Below are 17,985 nucleotides of genomic sequence, written 5' to 3'. Positions count from 1 at the left end.
ATTTCAAGTTAGCGATTTTCACTACCACGACCGCCGCCGTGGCTGTTCTGTCCGCCTTTGCGTCCTGCCTCGGAGGCGCGCTCACGGTCGTTGGCAAAATTGCCCCCAGAGCTCTGGCCGCCTTTGTGACCTGCCTCCGATGCCTTCTCACGGTCATTGGCAAAGTTGCCTGGGTTGTTCTGTGCGGTACCACCTTGGTGGCCACGATTGGATTGGTTGTCAGCCATGATCTTTCACCTCATGTCGTCACACAGGAAAGTCTGTGTTCAACTCGGACGTCAGGCAGGGGGGCGTTTGCTCCACTGCTTTCTGCTCGTCCCGACGGGTTGCGCGAAAGAACCCGTGCGGGCGACTGTGGCGCCACAGAGCTTTGTTCTCCAACCTTTGGGAGGGTTCTGACTTGCGTCGAGTTTGACGGCACGGTCGTTCAGCTCCTGCGTCGTGAATGGGTGATTGCAAAACCTACGATCATTCCAAGCGCCGCTGCGCCGATCAGTAGAGGCGTCTTGTCTTTTGACTTCCTCCAACCCCCGTCGATACTCCTCCTGCCACTCGGCGGCTCAAAGAGGTTGCCAGATGATGTTTCGGCTTTGGGACTGCGGTTTATTCCCCGACGCGTCAGCCACCCCGATAACAGAGGCAGACCTGGTACCAGGTAACTGGCCAGATGCGCTAGGCGGGCCGTGGCACCGACCGTGGTGTGAGCGCGTGGTGAGATTGCGCAGGCCACCATGGCCTTCGCCACAAGTTCGGGATCATATACAGGGCCCGGAGGCGTCAGCGCATGGCCTGTGTAGTTGCCGCCGTCTCGGAAGCCCGGTGTGTCCATGACGGCCGGATAGATATCGCACACGTGGATATCGCGAAACTCCGTCAATTCCCCCCGCAGCGCCTCGGTCAGGCCACGCAAGCCGAACTTGCTAGCCGAGTACGCGGCTGCATAGGGTTGGGCCACCCAGCTGCCCAGTGACAGTGTGTTGATCAGGATGCCGCTGCCTTGGGCCTTGAACAGGGGAAGGGCTACAAAAGCGCCGCGCAGGTAACCCATCAGGTCAGTCTGGATGACCTGCTCATGGGCCTCCAGTGGAGTTTCCTCGAAATTGCCGACCGCGCCAACGCCAGCGTTGTTGATCCAGATATCGATCCGTCCGCGGCCAAATGCTGCTGCCTGCGCGGCCAGCGCTTGCACCTGGTCGTTGCGGGTGACATCGGTCGTGATCGCGATGGCATCCGTCCCGCAGTCGGTGCATTCGTCCAGGACGTCGAACAACGCTTGTTCATCGCGCGCGGCAAGCACCAAACGAGCACCCTTGCAGGCAAATGCGTGCGCGGCGGCACGGCCGATACCGCTGGAAGCACCAGTGATGACCACGACTTTGCCGCGCAGCGGCCCTCTGCCCGGATAGCCCTCTCGGGGCGATTCCCGCTCTTTGCCAGACGTAGTCTGGTCGTCAACTGACGCGATCGTTTCGCTGGCTTCGATCCGAGAGATTTCAAGAGCGGTGCCGTCGACCAGGGTCAACGTCAGCCCTTCAACCGTGCCAGCCTCCCGGTTCGGAAACACGGGTTCCCCTTCGGCATCCACGCTGTCGTAGATGAAACGCTTGCCCTCGATCCAACCCACGGCGGTCAGAAGCTCAGGGCCGAGGTAGTACTTCCCGTCCTGGAAGAAGCCTGGGAACTGATGTGCCCGCTCCACGTTTTCCACGCGATAGCGTTCACCTGATTTCATACCTGTCGCTTGATCGATCATTTTGCGAACCCCTGTAGATCTCGAAAATGTCAGCCTTCTGCTAGGCATCTTTGCGTGATGGATATGCAGGGGAAGCCAAGGCGGGTCGTAAAGTTCAGACCAACAAGTCCGGTGGTACGCTGCGTAATGGAATGCAGGCAGAAAAATACCGGTCACGCCGTTATCAGGCCGAGGCGCAGTGCCGGTCAGCCCCGGCCAGCATTGAGCCAGGGCTGTGCGTTACCTTCAGGCGATAAGGTCCACTGCCAGCTGGAAGGCTACCCATAGCGCCAGGCCAGTGGCGAAGGCCAGCGCGATGTTTTCGAACCAGTTGTTGCGGTACGCCTTGCCCAGCAGCGATTTCTGGTTGGACATGATCAGCAGGCCCAGCGAGATCACCGGCAGGCCGATGATGTTCAGCGCGCTGACACCGATGGTAAGGGTCACGAAGTCGGGCATACCCGGGATCGACCAGGCCAGTGGCGTCACCAGGATGAACAACATGAACCATTTGTGCATCGGGTCGTTGTGGAATTCCTTTCCATAGCGTTCGCGCCGCTCGGGCTTCACATGCTGGAAAGCGTCGGTGATCAGCATGGGGAACGCAGTGGTCTTGCCAGAAATGCTGGCGAACAAGGTGGCGAATACGCCGACGAAGAAGATGTACCAGCCGATCGGGCCGAAGAACAGTTCCAACGCCTTGCCCAGGTCGCCAAGCGTTTTCACCTCGATGCCGTTGGGCCGCAGGATTTCCGCGCCGACGATCCAGATTGCCAGGTTGATGACGATACCGACGAATACCGCAAACAGCAGGTCGTTGCGCTGGATGCGTTTGTGTTGCGGGCCGACCCAGCCTTTTTCACGCATGACATAGGGGTGCACGAAGTTGGCTACCGAACCTGCCACGGCACCGATCACCGATACCGCTACCAGCAGTGCGCCGTGAACGCCTTCATCGGCTGGAATGCTGAAACCGATGGTGCCTTTGACGATACCCGCCACGTCGGGGCCGGACATCACCGCCAGCGCCAGGAAGGCCAGGGTCATCACCGCCAACAGTACTTTCATGACGCCTTCGATCATTGCGTAGATGTTGCGCCCCACCAGCATCCACACGGCCAGCACCACGGCCATGGAGCACAGCAGTGGGTAGTCGATCCGCAGCAACATCGCCAGCGCTTCCCCCGCACCCTTGATCATGTAGGCGTTCATCAGGTGCCCCATCAACAGGGCATAGGCCAACATGAACCAGGCGAACACCGGGTGCAGCTGCGCATAGCCCTGCAGAATGGTCATCCCTTGGTTATTGCACAGCTGGAAGCGGGCGATGATGTTTACGATCAGGTACCGGAGCAGCAGCGAAACGGCCAGCACCCACATCATGGCGTAACCGTAGTTCGCCCCGGCGACAGATGAGGTTATCAGATCTCCTGCCCCCAGCCACGACAGAACCGCGATGACGCCGGGGCCAAGCAATTTGATCAGCTTTGACAGGCGATTTTGAGGGGTTACGGCAGTTTTTCCCTCGACAGAAGGTATGCTCGACATGGTGACTCCATTGTTTTTTTTGTGAGAGCGGAGCGTAGTCGATCACAGTAGATAGGATGTCGTACAACCTAAATTCCAGCAAAAATATTTCTTAATGTTTCGAGGTAAGGAGCAATGTCCATAGGACGGTCGAGACGACACCGACAGGCTTCCTCAAACAGTGAGGGAAGGCCGCATTTGTCGCGGCCTTTACTCGTTAGACTTGCGCCTGGCCACCGTCGACGAACAGTTCGGCCCCGTTGACGAAGCTGGCGTCGCTGGACGCCAGGAACAGAGCGGCTTTGGCAATCTCTTCAGGCTCGCCGACGCGCCCCAAGGGAATCTGCGATGCGAGGTAGTCCAGCAGGCCTTGCTGCTGAGCGGCGTCCGGCCCGGCGAGGTCTACCAGACCCGGGGTGCGAGTCGCGCCGGGGCTGATGGTGTTTACCCGGATGCTGCGATCTTTAAGGTCGAGGATCCAGTTACGGGCGAAGGCACGCACCGCAGCCTTGGAGGCCGCGTACACGCTGAATGCGGGTGTGCCCGAGCTGGCGGCAGTGGAACCGGTCAAAATTACCGAAGCGCCTTGGGCCAGAAGTGGCAGCGCTTTCTGAACCGTGAACAGCGTACCTTTGACGTTACGATCAAAAGTGTCGTAGTAGTGCTCTTCAGAAATGTCTCCCAGAGGCAACATCGAGCCACCCCCTGCGTTTGCGAACAACACGTCGATTCGCCCGTGCTTTGCAGCCACCTGTTGGTACAGGGCATCAAGTTCGTCCGGCTTGGAAGAATCCACTCGAACCCCTACCGCGCTGCCAATCTGTGCGACGGCGTTGTCCAACTCCGCCTGGCGGCGCCCTGTGATGAATACTCGTGCGCCTTGTTGAGCAAAAAGCTTGGCGGTCGCCAGGCCGATGCCCGAGGTTCCGCCAGTCACGATTGCGATTTTGTTTTCAAGCTTGCCAGTCATGATCATCTCCAGTGTTTGTGATGTTGCGTTGGGAGAAGCGTATCGACGACCGGGAAAAACCAAAATAGAATTGTTGGAAACTCATCGTTGCAGAAATGAAATGAGCAAACTTCCGGATTTTGAAGGGTTGGCGATGTTTGCCAAGGTAGCTGAGGAGGGCTCGTTCGCAGCCGCCGCCAGAGTCATGGGCGTTTCAGTACCCACTGTGTCCAGGGCGGTAGCACGGCTGGAGGAGCGACTGGGGGGGCGCCTGTTCAACCGCACATCTCGACAACTTTCATTGACCGAGTTCGGTCAGAGCATGGCGGGCAAGGCTGGGGAAATCTACCGACAGGCCGAAGAGGTGGAAGGCGAGGCGATGGAGCTCTCCGTTCGACCTCGCGGCCTGGTTCGCCTCGCGATCCCCATGTCGTTCGGCTTGAGATGGGTCGCGCCCTTGATGCCCCAACTCATTCGGCAGTATCCAGAGCTCTCGGTAGACCTCCATTTGTCCGACGCTTCGGTCGACTTGATCGCGGATGGCTTTGACGCGGCCTTGAGGATCGCTGCATTGCCCGACTCTTCATTGGTGGCTAGAAAACTGTGTGCCGTGACTCAGTTTCTTGTCGCCTCACCGGCCTACCTCAATCAGCACGGAAGGCCAAAGCACCCCCGAGAGCTTGCAAGTATGCCTTGCCTTAGCTACGCCTATCGTGCTCGGACGCAAGTCTGGAGATTCACGCATACATCTGGAGTAGAAGAGGATGTCGTGCCTACCGGGCCTTTGCGTGTCACTAATTCGGAGGCGATGATCCCAATGCTGCTAGAAGGGATGGCCATCTCTGAACTGCCTGAGTTCATCGCGAGTGAGTATCTGGCGGATGGGCGCCTGGAAAGAATCTTGCCGGAGTGGAGTATGACTCGGGGCGGCTTGTATTTCGTGACACCGTCTGCGCGAACTCGGCCAGTGAAGATCAGAGCTGTTTCCGATTTCTTCTTTGAACACCTGTCCGCGCCGACGTGGCGCTGGACGCCGGGGTATGAGTCATCAGGTGATATTCAGCGAGCAGGGCTGGAGTAAGGTTGGTTCATCTACGGAGAATGACATGGGTAGTCAACATCCAAAGGCCCTGGCCCATGAGAAACGCCGGAATCAGAAAAATTTTCCCCAAAATACCCTTTGATACTCCAGCAGCCTATGGCTGGTGCTTGCCAGCGCCGTAGCGCTTCTTGCGGGATCAGTATCCGCGCTGCTTCTGTTCTCCCTCGAGCACGCGGCCCAATGGCGTGCAACCCACCGCTGGGTCATCTGGCTGTTGCCTCTGACCGGCTTTGCAGTGGGGCTGGTTTATCACTTGATCGGCAAGCCGGTGAACGCAGGCAATAACCTGCTAATCGACGAGATTCACGCCTCGAAGAAAACCGTTCCGCTGCGCATGATGCCTCTGGTGTTTGCGGGCACGGTTATATCCCACTTCTGGAACTATCGTGCTGTTTCAAACAATCGATTTTGTCATTTTACGATCCCTCTCCAAGCACCATTGAGCTGCATAAATCAAAGGTTCCAGGGCGCGTCGGGATTTCTCGCAAAAAGCGATGATGGCACGTTGACTCTCCCCTTAGGGGGAGACTTTAGACTCCCGGCCCTCGATATATCTGGCCTGAAAACAGCATTTTTTGGCCCGATGAATTTATTCATTCAATGCGGCTTTTGTAGGGAAACAATCAATGAACAATCCCTTGGAATTGGACAGCGTTATCAGCAGTACACAGGAGATTCTTGCGCAGTTGCTGGTGTTGGACCAGGCCGACGTGGCAGAGCACAGCAGTATCGTTGACGACCTCGGCGCCGACTCGCTGGACATCGTCGACCTGAGCTTCCAGTTGGGCCGTCAGTACGGTTGCACCTTGCCGAAAACCAGCGTGCTGGATCACGCGGTAGCGGTGTTCGGCGACGCCACCCGGTTTGTCGAAAAAGGCCGAATCACGCAGGACGGCGTGGCCTTGCTGGAGCAGAGCCTCAGCGCTTATGCGCCGGGCCAGTTGCACGTGGGCATGCAGCCGGGCGATGTCTTCTCGGCCACCACCGTGCGTAACTGGGCGCAGCAATGCCATAACGTTTTCAACTACCTCCCCGAGGCCTGCCCTGAGTGTGGCGCGGTTCATGCCCAACTCAATGAACGCAAACAAGTGGTGTGTGGCGGGTGCAGTGCTCGCCTGACCCCTCTGGACGGTGACTCGATCTCGCGTCTGTTGGTTGAGCAGTACGCGGCCACCCAGTTGAAAGCTTCGGCGTAGGGGTTGCCTTGATGCAGGCCCGAGAGGTTCTGGTCACCGGCTATGGCCTGGTGGCTCCCATGGCACTGGATGCGGGCTCGCTGTTCACGACGATCAGCGAAAACCGTTCCTGCATTCGCCGGCACCCGGCGTTTGTCGAACTGGGTTTTGCTAACCCGGCGGCCGGATTTATCGATGAGCAACAATGGCAGGCCATCGCGGCGGCCTTTCCGGGCGATCTGCAGACCACCTCCCGCCAGGAATGGCTGGCGCATTACGTGGCCCGTCAGGCGCTGGCCCATGCCGGGTTGGCCGACGGCGCATTTGCCCGAGTCGCCAGCGGTATTTTTGTCGGGGCCAACAAACATTGCGTGAGCGGTGATTTGCGGGACGCTAGCCGTTACATGGACGATCAGGGGCGGGTCGATCTCGACCAGTACCTGGATAACCACACCCTCAGCGGTGGGGCGTTTGCCCGGCGGGTTGATCAGCAAACCCGCCATCTCGCCGAATGGCTGGGTGTACGTGACCATATCTCCACACATTCCGATGCCTGTGCCGCCGGCACCATGGCCATCGGCAGCGCCTATCGAGCGATCGCCCGTGGCGAGATCGACCTGGCGTTGTGTGGCGCGGTGGAGTTGATGGCCCATGAATTGTCCTACTACAGCTTTGATGGGCTGGGCGCACTCTGCCAGCGAGTGGACTTTTCCCCACAAGAACAGAGCCGGCCGTTCATGCCGGACCGCTGCGGTTTTGTGCTGAGTGAAGGGGCGGCGCTGTTGGTGCTTGAATCCCGCGAGCATGCCGAGCGTCGTCAGGCCTGTTCGCTGGGCCGGGTTCTGGGTTACGCGAATCTGTGCGAGGCAGAGAAAATCACCTCCAGCAGCCGCGACGGCAGCAAGTATGCCGCCTGCATGACGGCGGCCCTGGCCGATGCCGAACTGCCCAGTGCGGCTGTGGATCATGTGAATGTTCACGGTACGTCGACACAGGCCAATGACCGTTGCGAGGCCCTGGGCCTGGCGCAGGTCTTCGGCGAAACCCTGGAGCAGATGACGTTCACCGCCAACAAATCTGCCGTAGGGCATTCGTTGGCCGGCAGTGGTGCCATTGAGGCGGTGCTGTCGTTGATGAGCATTCAGTCGGGCGTTGCCTTGCCGACCCTCAATTTTCAGCCGGAAAAATCCGAATTTCCGGAGTTGAAATTCCTTTGCGAACCGTTGCAGCAACCGATCAATGTCGTGCTCTCCAACTCCTTCGGTTTTGGTGGCGTGAACAGTTCGTTGGTGCTGGGCAGGGCATGACATGACCAGATCCAATTCAACCGCTGTTTATATCACCGCTGCGTCGGTACTCAACGCCGCCGGTACAGAATGTGCGTCTCGTGACAGTCAACCTCAGGCCGCGCAACCGTTGGATTTCGACCCGGCACGCCTGGCCCGTTGTGTCGCAGCGCCCGCCTTGCCGGCTGGTGTGTACGACCGCAAACTGTCCCGCAGCCTCGAGCCTCAGGGCGCGCGCCTGCTGTATTGCGCCGGCCGTCTCGCCGAGACCTTGCGTGGTCTGGAACTGCCCGATGAGCGGATCGCATTGACCGCTGCCATTCCGGAAGTGGATGGCCCCAGCTCGTGCTGGGATGCAGTGCAGGCCATTGGCGCACAACCGGCGGATCTGTTGGCGCAATTTTTTGCCCACACACCGCCGCTGCATGCGCTGATGATGCTCAACAGCAGCGTCATGGCCCACGCGGCCGAGGCCTTGCGTTGCAAGGGGCCCATGGGCGGTTTTTGCTCCCAGGGCAATGCCGGGCTGGATGCTTTGATGGAGGCCGCCGCCCATCTGAGCGAAGGCCGTGCCGATGCTGCCGTCGTCGTCAGTAGCAGCCCGAACATCACCCCGGCATTGTACCTGCGTGACGCTACACACCCACCTGTGAACCCCGGCCCGTGGGTTTTCGGCGAAGGTGCTGCGGCACTGTTGCTGACGACCAACCCGGGCAGCGGTGCTCAATCTGCGTTGCGCATTGCCGGGTTTGCCCGTGGTTACAGCGCGCAACCCGAGCGTGGGCTGGCGGTTGGTCGCGACGTCATCGAGCGCGCTTTGAGCAACGAAAAACTGTGCCTCAGCGATGTCGGGCAAGTCGTCGCCGATGCACAGGATCCGCAGATTGCCGCGTTGTTTACCCTATCGGGGCACACCCTCGAACACTCCAGGGCGTTGGTAGGTGACTTGGGCGCCAGCGCCTTGCTCAGCGAAATCGCTGTGACCTGGGCACTGGATGGCAGCCGTTACACGCTGTTGCTCGAACATAGCCGAGGCGGGCATTGGGGCGCGGTGCTGCTGGCCAGAACGTCGTCGGACACAGAGACAATGGAGAGTTACCCATGAGCCCCACACGGATCGTGATCACGGGTATGGGCGCCGTCACCGGCTTCGGTTTCGAGTGGCAGTCCATGTGGCAAAGAATGTTGGCCGGCGAGCATTGCATTCGGCCATGGCAACCGGAAGGCGTCGAGGCGGGTGCGTTCCCCGTGCGTTACGCAGCGCCCGTGGATATGGGCTTGATGCCGGCACACTTGAAAGACCATCCGGCCTGGGGATTGTCGCTGGAAAAACGCACCCGCTTTGGTTGGGTCGCGGCCACCCAAGCCATTGCCGACAGTGGCCTGAGCCCCGAACAGTTGCGTGGCGCGGCGGTATTGTCAGCGTCCGGCGCACCTGCTCATCGTTTGCAGGACATGCTGCTCAGCCTGGCGGATAACCCGGCGCAGGCACCGTCCTGGGCTCAGTTGATGGCGCGACAGGCGCAGGTCGATCCTGACAGTTCACTGTGTCAGAGCAACGACCGCCTTGCGCGGGTGATTGCCGATGGCATCGGCAGTGAAGGCCCGGTGATCAATATCAGCAGCGCCTGCGCGGGAGCGTCCCAGGCCATCGGCAATGCATTCCAGATGATCCGTCGCGGCGAGGTCGAGCTGGCCATTGCCGGGGGCGCCGATTCGGTGCTGAGCCTGGACACCATGACCGCGCTGTATCTGCTCGGTGCCGCCAGCAGCGAACAGCGTTGGGGCTCCGAACTGTGTCGGCCGTTCGACCGCCATCGCAGTGGCTTGATTGCGGGTGAAGGCGGTGGTTTTGTCGTGCTCGAAACCCTCGAACGGGCGCTCGCCCGAGGGGCAACGCCGTACGCCGAAGTGCTGGGTTTCGGCAGCAGCCTGGATGCCTACAAAATCACCGCGCCCGACCCGCAGGGCCGGGGAGCGGTGCTGGCGATGCAGATGGCCCTGACGGATGCAGGGCTGGAGCCGCAACAGGTCGATCTGATCAATGCCCACGGTACGTCGACACCGCTCAACGATGCCGCCGAAACCCTGGCGATCAAGACCCTGTTCGCCGAGCGCGAACATTATCGGCGGTTGCTGGTGACGGCCAACAAATCCCAGTTCGGCCACCTGATTGCGGCCGCCGGAGCACCGGAGTTCATGCTCACGGCCCTGGCCTGCCGGGATGATCGGGTCACGCCGACCCTGAACCTGCATGATGCCGACGAACAATGCGACCTCGACTACTGCGCCCATCAAGCGGTCAAGCGCAAGGTCGACGTTGCCCTGAGCAACTCCTTCGGTTTCGGCGGGCTCAACACTTCACTGGCGCTGGGCAAGTACCGGGAGGCGCCGCGATGAAACAGGCTGTCGCGATTGCCGGTGCGGGTTGCGTGTTGCCCAGTGGCTGGGGTGTCGAGTCTTTCTGGGCGGCTGCGAACGAAGGGCGCAGCGCAATTACGGCGCTGAACGCCCGACGGTTCAGCAGCGAACGCGTGGTGGCGTTCGGGCAAATTCAGGATCAGGACCACCAACGCAGCCGACAAGACCTTGCGCAGAACCTTCAGCGTTACTGCACGCCGGCAGTGATCTGGGGTGTCAGCGCGGTACGTCAGGCTTTGGAAGAAGCAGGCCTGGCCGATGAGCAGCCGGATGTCCGTTTCGGTTTGTATTGCTGTCAGGGCGGCTACACCCATCCGTCTCTGGAATCCTATGCCGAATTGTTGCTCGGCTGTCGGCAGGACGGCGTCGCCGACATGGCGGCGTTCGCCAGACGGATCCTGCAAGACCGTGCCCAGGACCCTTTTCTGGTGCTCAAAGGCTTGAGCAACTGCTTGCTGGGTGTCACCAGCCTGGCGCTGAAACTGGTGGGTGAGTGCAACGCCTATATGCAAGGTGTCGCCGGCAACCTGGCAGCCTTGCGTGAGGCTACGGCCGCTTTGCAGGATGGCCGGATTGACGCGGCAATCATTGTCGGTGCGGGCAGCGAGCTGGATGCCCTGGCGCTGTCCGGGTTGGTCCAGGCGGGAGTCATCAGCGCCAACGGCTCGAACACTCTGCTGCCGTTTGACCTTCGGGGCACCGGCGGCATTGCCGGGGAGGGCGCGGCAGCATTGGTGCTGCGCCGGCGCGAAGACCTGCCGGCCGGTCCTCAGGTGTGCCTCGCCGACATGACGGCCCATGCCACCCTCGGTCGCTTGAGCCTGCCCGACAGCCCAACCGATCTGTTGGTGTGCAGCGGCACCGGCGATGCGCACAAAGACAGCGTGTTGTGCCAGACGCTGGCCCTTGCGCGCGCCTCGCACATCACCAGCGGGTTGGCGATAAACGGCATTCTCAGCGCAGCGCCGAGCCTGGTGGATCTGATGCTTGCGCGTTGCGCATTGCAGGCCCAAAGCGTGCCGCCGATTGCCGGTTTGCAGCAGCCAGTGGCAAACCTGCCGTTTATTCAGGGCGCGCCCCACGCCGCGAGCCTTGAGCATTGCCTGGTGATGAACCGCGACGACAACGGATTCAGCGCCGCCTATCAAGTGCTCTACAGCGCAAAGGTCACTCAAGACTGACGCTGACTACCGCCTATTTTTTACTTTCAGGGATATGACAGTCATGGATTATCGCGATTTCGTTCGGCCCAAATTCGTCGGCCTGCTCCAGGCACTGGGCCTGGAGTGTGAGTTTCAGCGCGCCCTCGGTAGCCAGTTGTTCTACCGCAACCCCAAGGGCGACATGGTCACGGTCACCGACTTTCTCGGCGGTTACGGTGCGGCACTGTTCGGCCACAACGACCCACAGTTTGTCGATCAGCTATGTGGGCTGCTGCGCAGCGACGTGCCGTTCAACGCACAAATGTCGATCCGCGGTGCGGCCGGGCAATTGGGGCGAGAGCTCAGCGACGCCTTCAATCGCGAACTGAAAAACACCGAACGTTATATTTCGACTTTCTCCAACAGTGGCGCCGAAGCGGTGGAAATCGCCGTCAAGCACGCGGAGTTCCGTCGCCAGAAGAACCTGCAAAAGCAGTTTGACGACATCGATTTCACCCTGGCCAGCCTGACCGCCAGCGAACGCGCCTACCGCGAGCTGGATGTGTCCGACCTCGACCTGCCTGCAGGTGTCCTGCCGGCCACCCTGAACAGCGTGACCTTGCGCCAGGTGGTTGAAGCCGTTCGCCAACACAACCTGGCGCAGTTGCACATCGAACCGGTATTCGTCGCCCTGCGCGGCAGCTTCCACGGCAAATTGGTCAATACCGTGCAACTGACCTATGGCCGTCAGTACCGCGCGCCGTTTGCCCGTTTTGGTCTGAACGTCGAGTTCATCGACCCACAGCAGCCCCATCAGTTGCAGGAATTGCCGGCCCGGCACACGCACCATTGGCTGAGCCTGCAATGGGACGGCGAAAATCTGAACGTGCTGCAACTGCCGTTCAGTGCGATTACCGCAGTGTTGATGGAGCCGATTCAAGGCGAAGGCGGTATCAACGAGTTCGCGGCCGAGTTCTACCTGGGGCTGCGCAAGCTGTGTAACGAGCAACAATGCCCGCTGGTGGTCGATGAAGTGCAGTCGGGTTTTGGTCGCGCCGGGACGTTTCTTGCCAGCAGCCAGTTCAACCTGCAAGGCGACTATTATTGCCTGTCCAAGGCCCTCGGCGGCGGCTTGATGAAAATCGCCGCGACGGTGATCCGCAGCAGCCACTACGAGGGCGAGTTCAGCTACATCCACAGTTCGACCTTCGCCGAGGACGATCCGTCCTGCCATATCGCGCTGTCGGCATTGCGCCGGTTGTTCGCCAATGACGACGCGATGCTCAAAGACATACGCACCAAGGGCGCCTACCTCAAAGCCTCGCTCAATGAACTGAAGATGGCCTATCCGGATGTGATCGCCGATGTGCGCGGGCGCGGCTTGCTGGTGGGTTTGGAATTGCACGAGTTGAGTGTCAGCAGCTCGCTGGTACAGGCGTCGGCCCAGTACAACGATGCCTTGGGTTACTTGATCGCGGGTTACCTGTTGCAATTCGAAGCGTTGCGGGTAGCACCTTCGGGCAGCAACTCCAACGTGATTCGCCTGGAGCCGCCAGCCTGTATCACCCTGAACGAAATCGACGAGCTGATCGGTGCCTTGCAACGGGTCTGCGACATGCTGCGCCGTGGCGATGCGTTGCCGTTGGCGGCGGGTATCTGCGCGGACTCGATTCCCGCCGTGCCAGCCCGTCAGGACGATTTTCGGGTGGCCGAGCCCGTTGAAAACATCGATGCCAAGGTCGAAGTCGTTGCTCGGGTAGCGTTCATCAACCACCTGATCGATGCCGATATCCTCGGTGACGTCGATCCCTCGCTGGCAGCCCTGAGCCCGGAACAGAAACGCACGTTCATCAACCGCACCAAGCCTGAACGCCGCGCTGCGCCAGTCGGCCCTGTGATCATTCGGTCGCGCCTCGGCATGGCGGTGGAGTTCACCTTGTACCCGCTGTGCATGGATTCGGATGCCATGGCCGAGTACATCCTCAGCGGTGACCTGGACAGCATTCGCGACGAAGTCGGCAGGCGTGTCACCGATGCCCGCGCCGACGGCTGCAGCATCGCCGGCCTCGGAATGTACACCTCGATCGTCACCAACAATTGTCAGGCGCTGAAGATTGCCGACATGGCGCTGACGTCCGGCAATGCCCTGACCATCGGCATGGGGCTCGAAGCCATCGAGCAAGGCTGTGTACAGCAAGGCCTGGCACTGCGCGAGCAAACCGCTGCCGTTGTCGGTGCCGCCGGTAACGTTGCCTCGACCTATGCCTCGGTGCTGTCCGCCACCGTCGATCACCTGATTCTGATTGGCAGCGGTCGTGACGGCTCGGTTCGGCGCCTGGAGAAAACTGCCCAACTGATTTACGCCGACGCGGCCCGTTCGATCCTCAAGGGCACAGCCGAACACGACCGTTTGGCGCAGCGACTGCTGAGCCTTGATGGTTTTTGTGACTTGTTGCGCTCACATGGACAAAAAGCCGACCTCGGTTTGCACATCGCCCGTCTGGTGGATGAGCGCCTTGGCGCGAACGCTTTCATCACGGTCACCAACGATCTCGACGCCCTCAAGGGCGCACGGGTTGTCCTGTGCGCGGCCAATGCGCCTCAGCCATTCCTCGGCGCCGAACATTTCGCCGAGCGCAGCGTGATTTGCGATATCGCCGTGCCGCTGAACGTTCATCAAGACATGCCGAGCCAACGCGAGGACGTGCTCTACATGCACGGCGGCATCGTCCAGACGCCGTTCGACGACGGCCTGGCGCCCAACGTGCGGGCCTACCTGAAAAAAGGTCAGCTGTATGCGTGCATGGCCGAGTCGGTGTTGATGGGCTTGTCTGGCATGAGCCAGCACGGCTCCTACGGCGATATCAGCCGTGAGCAAGTTCAGCAGGTCCGCGCACTGGCCGCGACCCACGGCTTCACCCTCGCGCAATTCAAAACTCAAAACTCGCTTTAAGGAGCGGTCATGACTCAGAAAATAGCTGTCGTGACCGGCGGCAGTCGCGGCATTGGCAAGTCCGTCGTGCTGGCTCTGGCCGGCGCGGGTTATCAGGTTGCCTTCAGTTATGTCCGTGACGAGGCGTCAGCCGCTGCCTTGCAGGCGCAGGTCGAAGGGCTCGGCCGGGAGTGCCTGGCTGTGCAGTGTGATGTCAAGGATGCGCAGAGCATTCAGGCGTTTTTTGAACGGGTCGAGCAGCGTTTCGAGCGTATCGACTTGTTGGTCAACAACGCCGGTATTACCCGTGACGGTTTGCTCGCCGCGCAATCGTTGAGCGACATCACCGAGGTCATCCAGACCAACCTGATCGGCACGTTGTTGTGCTGTCAGCAGGTGCTGCCCTGCATGATGCGCCAACGCAGCGGGTGCATCGTCAACCTCAGCTCGGTGGCCGCGCAAAAGCCCGGCAAGGGCCAGAGCAACTACGCCGCGGCCAAAGGCGGTGTAGAAGCATTGACGCGCGCACTGGCGGTGGAGTTGGCGCCGCGCAACATCCGGGTCAACGCGGTGGCGCCCGGCATCGTCAGCACCGACATGAGCGAAGCCCTGGTCGGCGCCCATGAGCAGGAAATCCAGTCGCGGCTGTTGATCAAACGGTTCGCCCGGCCTGAAGAAATTGCCGACGCGGTGCTGTATCTGGCCGAGCGCGGCCTGTACGTCACGGGCGAAGTGTTGTCCGTCAACGGCGGATTGAAAATGCTATGAGCCAGGCACGCACGATTGTGATCACCGGCGCGGCCAATGGTATTGGCCGCGCCGTCGCGGAAAGTTTTGCAGCCCAGGCCGAGCACCTTTTGATCTTGCTCGATCGGGATCTGGCAACCTTGCAGCGGTGGGTCACCGAGGGCGAATTTGCCGCTCGCATCGAAACCCATCAAGCGAACATCGCCGATCTCGCCAGCCTGCAACTTCTGTTCAAGGGCCTGGCCAACCGGGTCGGCTTTGTCGATGTGCTGGTCAACAGCGCCGGGGTTTGCGACGAGAACGAGCCCGAAGACCTCGACAACTGGCACAAGGTGATTTCGATCAACCTCAACGGCACCTTTTACGTCACCTCGTTGTGCCTGCCACTGATGGCGGATGGTGGGCGGATCGTCAACATGTCGTCGATCCTCGGCCGAGCGGGCAAGGTCCGCAACACCGCTTACTGCGCCTCCAAGCACGGCATCATCGGCATGACCAAAGCCTTGGCGCTAGACCTGGCGCCACGGCGAATCACTGTCAATGCCATCCTGCCCGCCTGGATCGACACACCGATGCTGCAAGGCGAATTGGCGGCTCAAGCGCGCATCGCCGGGATCACCCACGAGCAAATCCTGCGCAATGCCAAGAAGAAGTTGCCCCTGCGGCGCTTCATTCAGGGCGACGAAGTGGCGGCCATGGTCCGTTACCTGGCGAGCCCGCAGGCGAGTGGTGTCACGGCGCAAAGCCTGATGATCGACGGCGGTGCCGGGTTGGGAATGTAGCCATGGCTCGACTGGGATTGAACCGCGGCCTTCTGGCCGCGCTGGTCAGCCTCGGCTCGCCAGTAGCGATCGCCGAGTGGTTGCCGGAGCATCATGAAGCGGAGATCGGCGTTGCCACGGCCGTGCGTCTGCACGGTGACGACCAGGTCACGCAAAAGGCCTTGTACCTCAAGTTCAGCCTGGAGGATGCCTGGGACAGCGGCTACTACAAGGCCAAGGGCCGAGCCCGTTACGACTTCCGTTATGACGGCAACAACCCCTACAGCGCGCAAGCCCGGGACGATTACCGGGCCACTGCCGATTGGCGGCACCTTTACTGGGGGCTCTACGTCGGTGACGGCGAGCTGACGGTGGGCTGGCAGCAGGTGGTGTGGGGGCGTGCAGATGAATTACGGGTGCTCGATCAGATCAACCCGCTGGATTATCGCGAGGGTGTGATCGGTCTGTTGGAAGACAGCCGCATCGCCGTGCCGATGATTCGCCTGGTGCAGCCGGTCGCCGAGTGGGAGCTGGAAGCGATGGTGATCACTGATTTTGTGAAAAACCAGGCGCCGGCCGTCGGCAGCGAGTTCGATGCACCGATTTTTGCCACACCCGATCCGCAGATGTTTGTGGTCGATTCGCGGCCCGGTTATGACGGTCACAGTGGCTTCGGTTACGGCGCCAGTGCCAACGGCCGGATCGGCACGGTGGATGTCAGTTTCGTTGCCCTCAACGCCCGCCAGCAGGACCCGGTTTACGCCGTCGAAGGCCAGACCGAAGAGGGCCTGATTCGCCTTGAACGGCAATTCCCGCGCTATTCCATGGGCGGCGCCAGTGTGGCCATCGATGCCGGCCACAGCATCGTGGTACGCAGTGAAGTCGCCTACTTCGACAATTGGCGCGTCACCAATCCTTACCGCGCTTACGGCAGCGACCAGACGGCGATGACCAAGTCGCTGCTGGGCGTCGATTACCTGTTGCGGGACTGGCTGATCTCGACGCAGTGGCAACATCAGCGGCTGCTCGACTGGCAGCCCGGCATGGTCCAGGACAAACGCGACGACCTGTTCACCGTGTCTGCCGAAGGCTCGCAGTTCCAGGATCGCCTCAAGACCCGCCTGGTTTTCGGCATGTCGCCGCCAGCGCAGGACGACAGTTTCGTTCAGGGGATCTTCACCTACAAACCGGTGGACTGGCTCAAGTTGGGGCTCGAAGTCGATGTGTTCTTCGGCAAGCCCGACCGCCAGTTCGGTGCGTACGCCAACCGCGATCAGGTGCGCGTGTCCGCCGGTTATCTGTTCTGACCACACCAGTGCGGTGTGCGAACCACGCAAACAATGAAAAGGAAATCGCGATGTTGCCCATCTTCAAGACCCTGACTGTAAGCGCACTGCTGCTGAGCGCCGCTGCCGCCATGGCAGCTGAAACACCCACGGCCGACGACATCATTCGCCAGGCCCGGGACCGCGATGACGGCAAGAGCTTCATGTCCCAGGTGTCCCTGATCCTGATCGACAAGCAAGGTAAAAGCCGCATCCGCGAGTTCAGCTACCTGCAAAAGGATTACCCGGACAGCGACAAATTCACCATGTATTTCTCCGCGCCGAGTGATGTGCGTGACGTCGCCTTCCACATCGAAAACCCGCGCGAGGCCCTGGGCCTCGAAGACAGCCAATGGATGTATTTGCCGGTCAGCCGACAGACCCGAAGGATTTCCACCACCGACAAACGCGGGGCGTTCATGGGTAGCGACTACTCCTATGCCGACCTCGACAAGATTCGCGCCGAAGACTATCGCCAAACGCTGGTTGGCGAAGAGCAGTTGCAGGGCCGCGATTGCTACGTGATCGAGCGTGAGCCGGCGACGCCTGCCGTGCTGGCCAAGACCGGCTACAACAAGCTCAAGGTCTGGGTTGACAAGAAAAACTCACTGGTGCTGCGCCAGGACTTCTTCGATGTAAAAGGTGTGATGTTCAAGCAGATGCGCACTCTGAAGACTGAAACCATCGACCAGATCGACAGCATTACCTTCAGCGAAACCGAAGACTTCATCGCCGGTACGCGCTCTCAGCTGCGTTTCAACCAGTTGCAGTACAACGTAGCGCTGGACGACCGCCTGTTCACGCAGACCGCGATCAAGCGCGGGCTGAAAGCCGGCGACTTGCCGGAATACGCCGTGTCTGCCCGCTAAGCGCCGCTCTCGATTCA

15 protein-coding genes are annotated in these 17,985 nt (G+C 60.5%); 11 read left to right on the top strand and 4 right to left on the bottom strand.

Translation table 11 applies throughout. The annotated features are described in order from the left end of the window. Positions 1–8: 8 nt before the first annotated feature. The 4 genes from CAG44_RS08300 to CAG44_RS08285 form a co-directional block, all read right to left on the bottom strand. Complete coding sequence (locus tag CAG44_RS08300) at positions 9–227, bottom strand: general stress protein (protein ID WP_085691886.1); 219 nt, start codon at positions 225–227, stop codon at positions 9–11. Between the two features lie 200 nt (positions 228–427). Further along, on the bottom strand, positions 428–1,753 hold the full coding sequence (locus CAG44_RS08295) for an SDR family oxidoreductase (RefSeq protein WP_085691885.1): 1,326 nt from the start codon (positions 1,751–1,753) through the stop codon (positions 428–430). Positions 1,754–1,978: 225 nt separating this feature from the next. Continuing rightward, the gene (locus tag CAG44_RS08290; protein ID WP_085588295.1) at positions 1,979–3,280 is read right to left on the bottom strand and encodes an Nramp family divalent metal transporter; all 1,302 of its coding nucleotides are present in this window, start codon (positions 3,278–3,280) and stop codon (positions 1,979–1,981) included. Between the two features lie 196 nt (positions 3,281–3,476). After that, positions 3,477–4,229, bottom strand: a complete 753-nt coding sequence (locus CAG44_RS08285; protein ID WP_085691884.1) for an SDR family NAD(P)-dependent oxidoreductase — start codon at positions 4,227–4,229, stop codon at positions 3,477–3,479. Between the two features lie 100 nt (positions 4,230–4,329). On the opposite strand from CAG44_RS08285, the gene CAG44_RS08280 reads away from it, so the two are divergent. From CAG44_RS08280 to CAG44_RS08225, 11 genes are all read left to right on the top strand, one after another. After that, positions 4,330–5,289, top strand: coding sequence for a LysR family transcriptional regulator (locus CAG44_RS08280; RefSeq protein WP_085691883.1), 960 nt, complete (start codon positions 4,330–4,332; stop codon positions 5,287–5,289). Positions 5,290–5,936: 647 nt separating this feature from the next. Further along, positions 5,937–6,506 (top strand): acyl carrier protein, encoded by a 570-nt coding sequence (locus CAG44_RS08270; protein ID WP_085588299.1) that lies wholly within the window; start codon positions 5,937–5,939, stop codon positions 6,504–6,506. Positions 6,507–6,517: 11 nt separating this feature from the next. After that, the gene (locus tag CAG44_RS08265; RefSeq protein WP_085588301.1) at positions 6,518–7,792 is read left to right on the top strand and encodes a beta-ketoacyl-[acyl-carrier-protein] synthase family protein; all 1,275 of its coding nucleotides are present in this window, start codon (positions 6,518–6,520) and stop codon (positions 7,790–7,792) included. 169 nt (positions 7,793–7,961) lie between these two features. Further along, a complete protein-coding gene (locus CAG44_RS08260) occupies positions 7,962–8,876 on the top strand; it encodes a beta-ketoacyl synthase (protein WP_085691927.1) in 915 nt (304 codons plus the stop codon). Beyond that, entirely contained in the window at positions 8,873–10,171 is a 1,299-nt protein-coding gene (locus tag CAG44_RS08255; protein WP_085691882.1) for a beta-ketoacyl-[acyl-carrier-protein] synthase family protein, read from the top strand. Before CAG44_RS08260 ends, CAG44_RS08255 begins: the two co-directional genes overlap by 4 nt. Continuing rightward, complete coding sequence (locus CAG44_RS08250) at positions 10,168–11,373, top strand: beta-ketoacyl synthase N-terminal-like domain-containing protein (protein WP_085691881.1); 1,206 nt, start codon at positions 10,168–10,170, stop codon at positions 11,371–11,373. Before CAG44_RS08255 ends, CAG44_RS08250 begins: the two co-directional genes overlap by 4 nt. Before the next feature lie 43 nt (positions 11,374–11,416). Next, positions 11,417–14,287, top strand: a complete 2,871-nt coding sequence (locus tag CAG44_RS08245) for an aminotransferase class III-fold pyridoxal phosphate-dependent enzyme (RefSeq protein ID WP_085691880.1) — start codon at positions 11,417–11,419, stop codon at positions 14,285–14,287. 9 nt (positions 14,288–14,296) lie between these two features. After that, positions 14,297–15,034, top strand: a complete 738-nt coding sequence (locus tag CAG44_RS08240) for an SDR family NAD(P)-dependent oxidoreductase (RefSeq protein ID WP_085691879.1) — start codon at positions 14,297–14,299, stop codon at positions 15,032–15,034. Then, the gene (locus tag CAG44_RS08235; protein WP_023662732.1) at positions 15,031–15,795 is read left to right on the top strand and encodes an SDR family NAD(P)-dependent oxidoreductase; all 765 of its coding nucleotides are present in this window, start codon (positions 15,031–15,033) and stop codon (positions 15,793–15,795) included. The genes CAG44_RS08240 and CAG44_RS08235 overlap by 4 nt, the downstream gene beginning before the upstream one ends. 2 nt (positions 15,796–15,797) lie before the next feature. After that, entirely contained in the window at positions 15,798–17,081 is a 1,284-nt protein-coding gene (locus CAG44_RS08230) for a DUF1302 family protein (RefSeq protein ID WP_085691878.1), read from the top strand. Positions 17,082–17,131: 50 nt separating this feature from the next. Further along, positions 17,132–17,968, top strand: a complete 837-nt coding sequence (locus CAG44_RS08225) for an outer membrane lipoprotein-sorting protein (RefSeq protein WP_085691877.1) — start codon at positions 17,132–17,134, stop codon at positions 17,966–17,968. Positions 17,969–17,985 lie beyond the last annotated feature (17 nt).

It is taken from the genome of Pseudomonas sp. B13(2017) (assembly GCF_002113245.1).
Taxonomy (GTDB): Bacteria; Pseudomonadota; Gammaproteobacteria; order Pseudomonadales; family Pseudomonadaceae; genus Aquipseudomonas; species Aquipseudomonas putida_Z.
The sequence above is the reverse complement of the archived record's forward strand: the minus strand, read 5'-3'. Positions and strand labels throughout refer to the sequence as shown.

Coding starts and splice junctions, on each gene's coding strand:
- CAG44_RS08245 (WP_085691880.1), top strand. CDS start 11,417: ATGGATTATCGCGATTTCGTTCGGCCCAAATTCGTCGGCCTGCTCCAG.
- CAG44_RS08225 (WP_085691877.1), top strand. CDS start 17,132: ATGTTGCCCATCTTCAAGACCCTGACTGTAAGCGCACTGCTGCTGAGC.
- CAG44_RS08255 (WP_085691882.1), top strand. CDS start 8,873: ATGAGCCCCACACGGATCGTGATCACGGGTATGGGCGCCGTCACCGGC.
- CAG44_RS08285 (WP_085691884.1), bottom strand. CDS start 4,229: ATGACTGGCAAGCTTGAAAACAAAATCGCAATCGTGACTGGCGGAACC.
- CAG44_RS08230 (WP_085691878.1), top strand. CDS start 15,798: ATGGCTCGACTGGGATTGAACCGCGGCCTTCTGGCCGCGCTGGTCAGC.
- CAG44_RS08235 (WP_023662732.1), top strand. CDS start 15,031: ATGAGCCAGGCACGCACGATTGTGATCACCGGCGCGGCCAATGGTATT.
- CAG44_RS08265 (WP_085588301.1), top strand. CDS start 6,518: ATGCAGGCCCGAGAGGTTCTGGTCACCGGCTATGGCCTGGTGGCTCCC.
- CAG44_RS08300 (WP_085691886.1), bottom strand. CDS start 227: ATGGCTGACAACCAATCCAATCGTGGCCACCAAGGTGGTACCGCACAG.
- CAG44_RS08250 (WP_085691881.1), top strand. CDS start 10,168: ATGAAACAGGCTGTCGCGATTGCCGGTGCGGGTTGCGTGTTGCCCAGT.
- CAG44_RS08295 (WP_085691885.1), bottom strand. CDS start 1,753: ATGATCGATCAAGCGACAGGTATGAAATCAGGTGAACGCTATCGCGTG.
- CAG44_RS08240 (WP_085691879.1), top strand. CDS start 14,297: ATGACTCAGAAAATAGCTGTCGTGACCGGCGGCAGTCGCGGCATTGGC.
- CAG44_RS08290 (WP_085588295.1), bottom strand. CDS start 3,280: ATGTCGAGCATACCTTCTGTCGAGGGAAAAACTGCCGTAACCCCTCAA.
- CAG44_RS08270 (WP_085588299.1), top strand. CDS start 5,937: ATGAACAATCCCTTGGAATTGGACAGCGTTATCAGCAGTACACAGGAG.
- CAG44_RS08280 (WP_085691883.1), top strand. CDS start 4,330: ATGAGCAAACTTCCGGATTTTGAAGGGTTGGCGATGTTTGCCAAGGTA.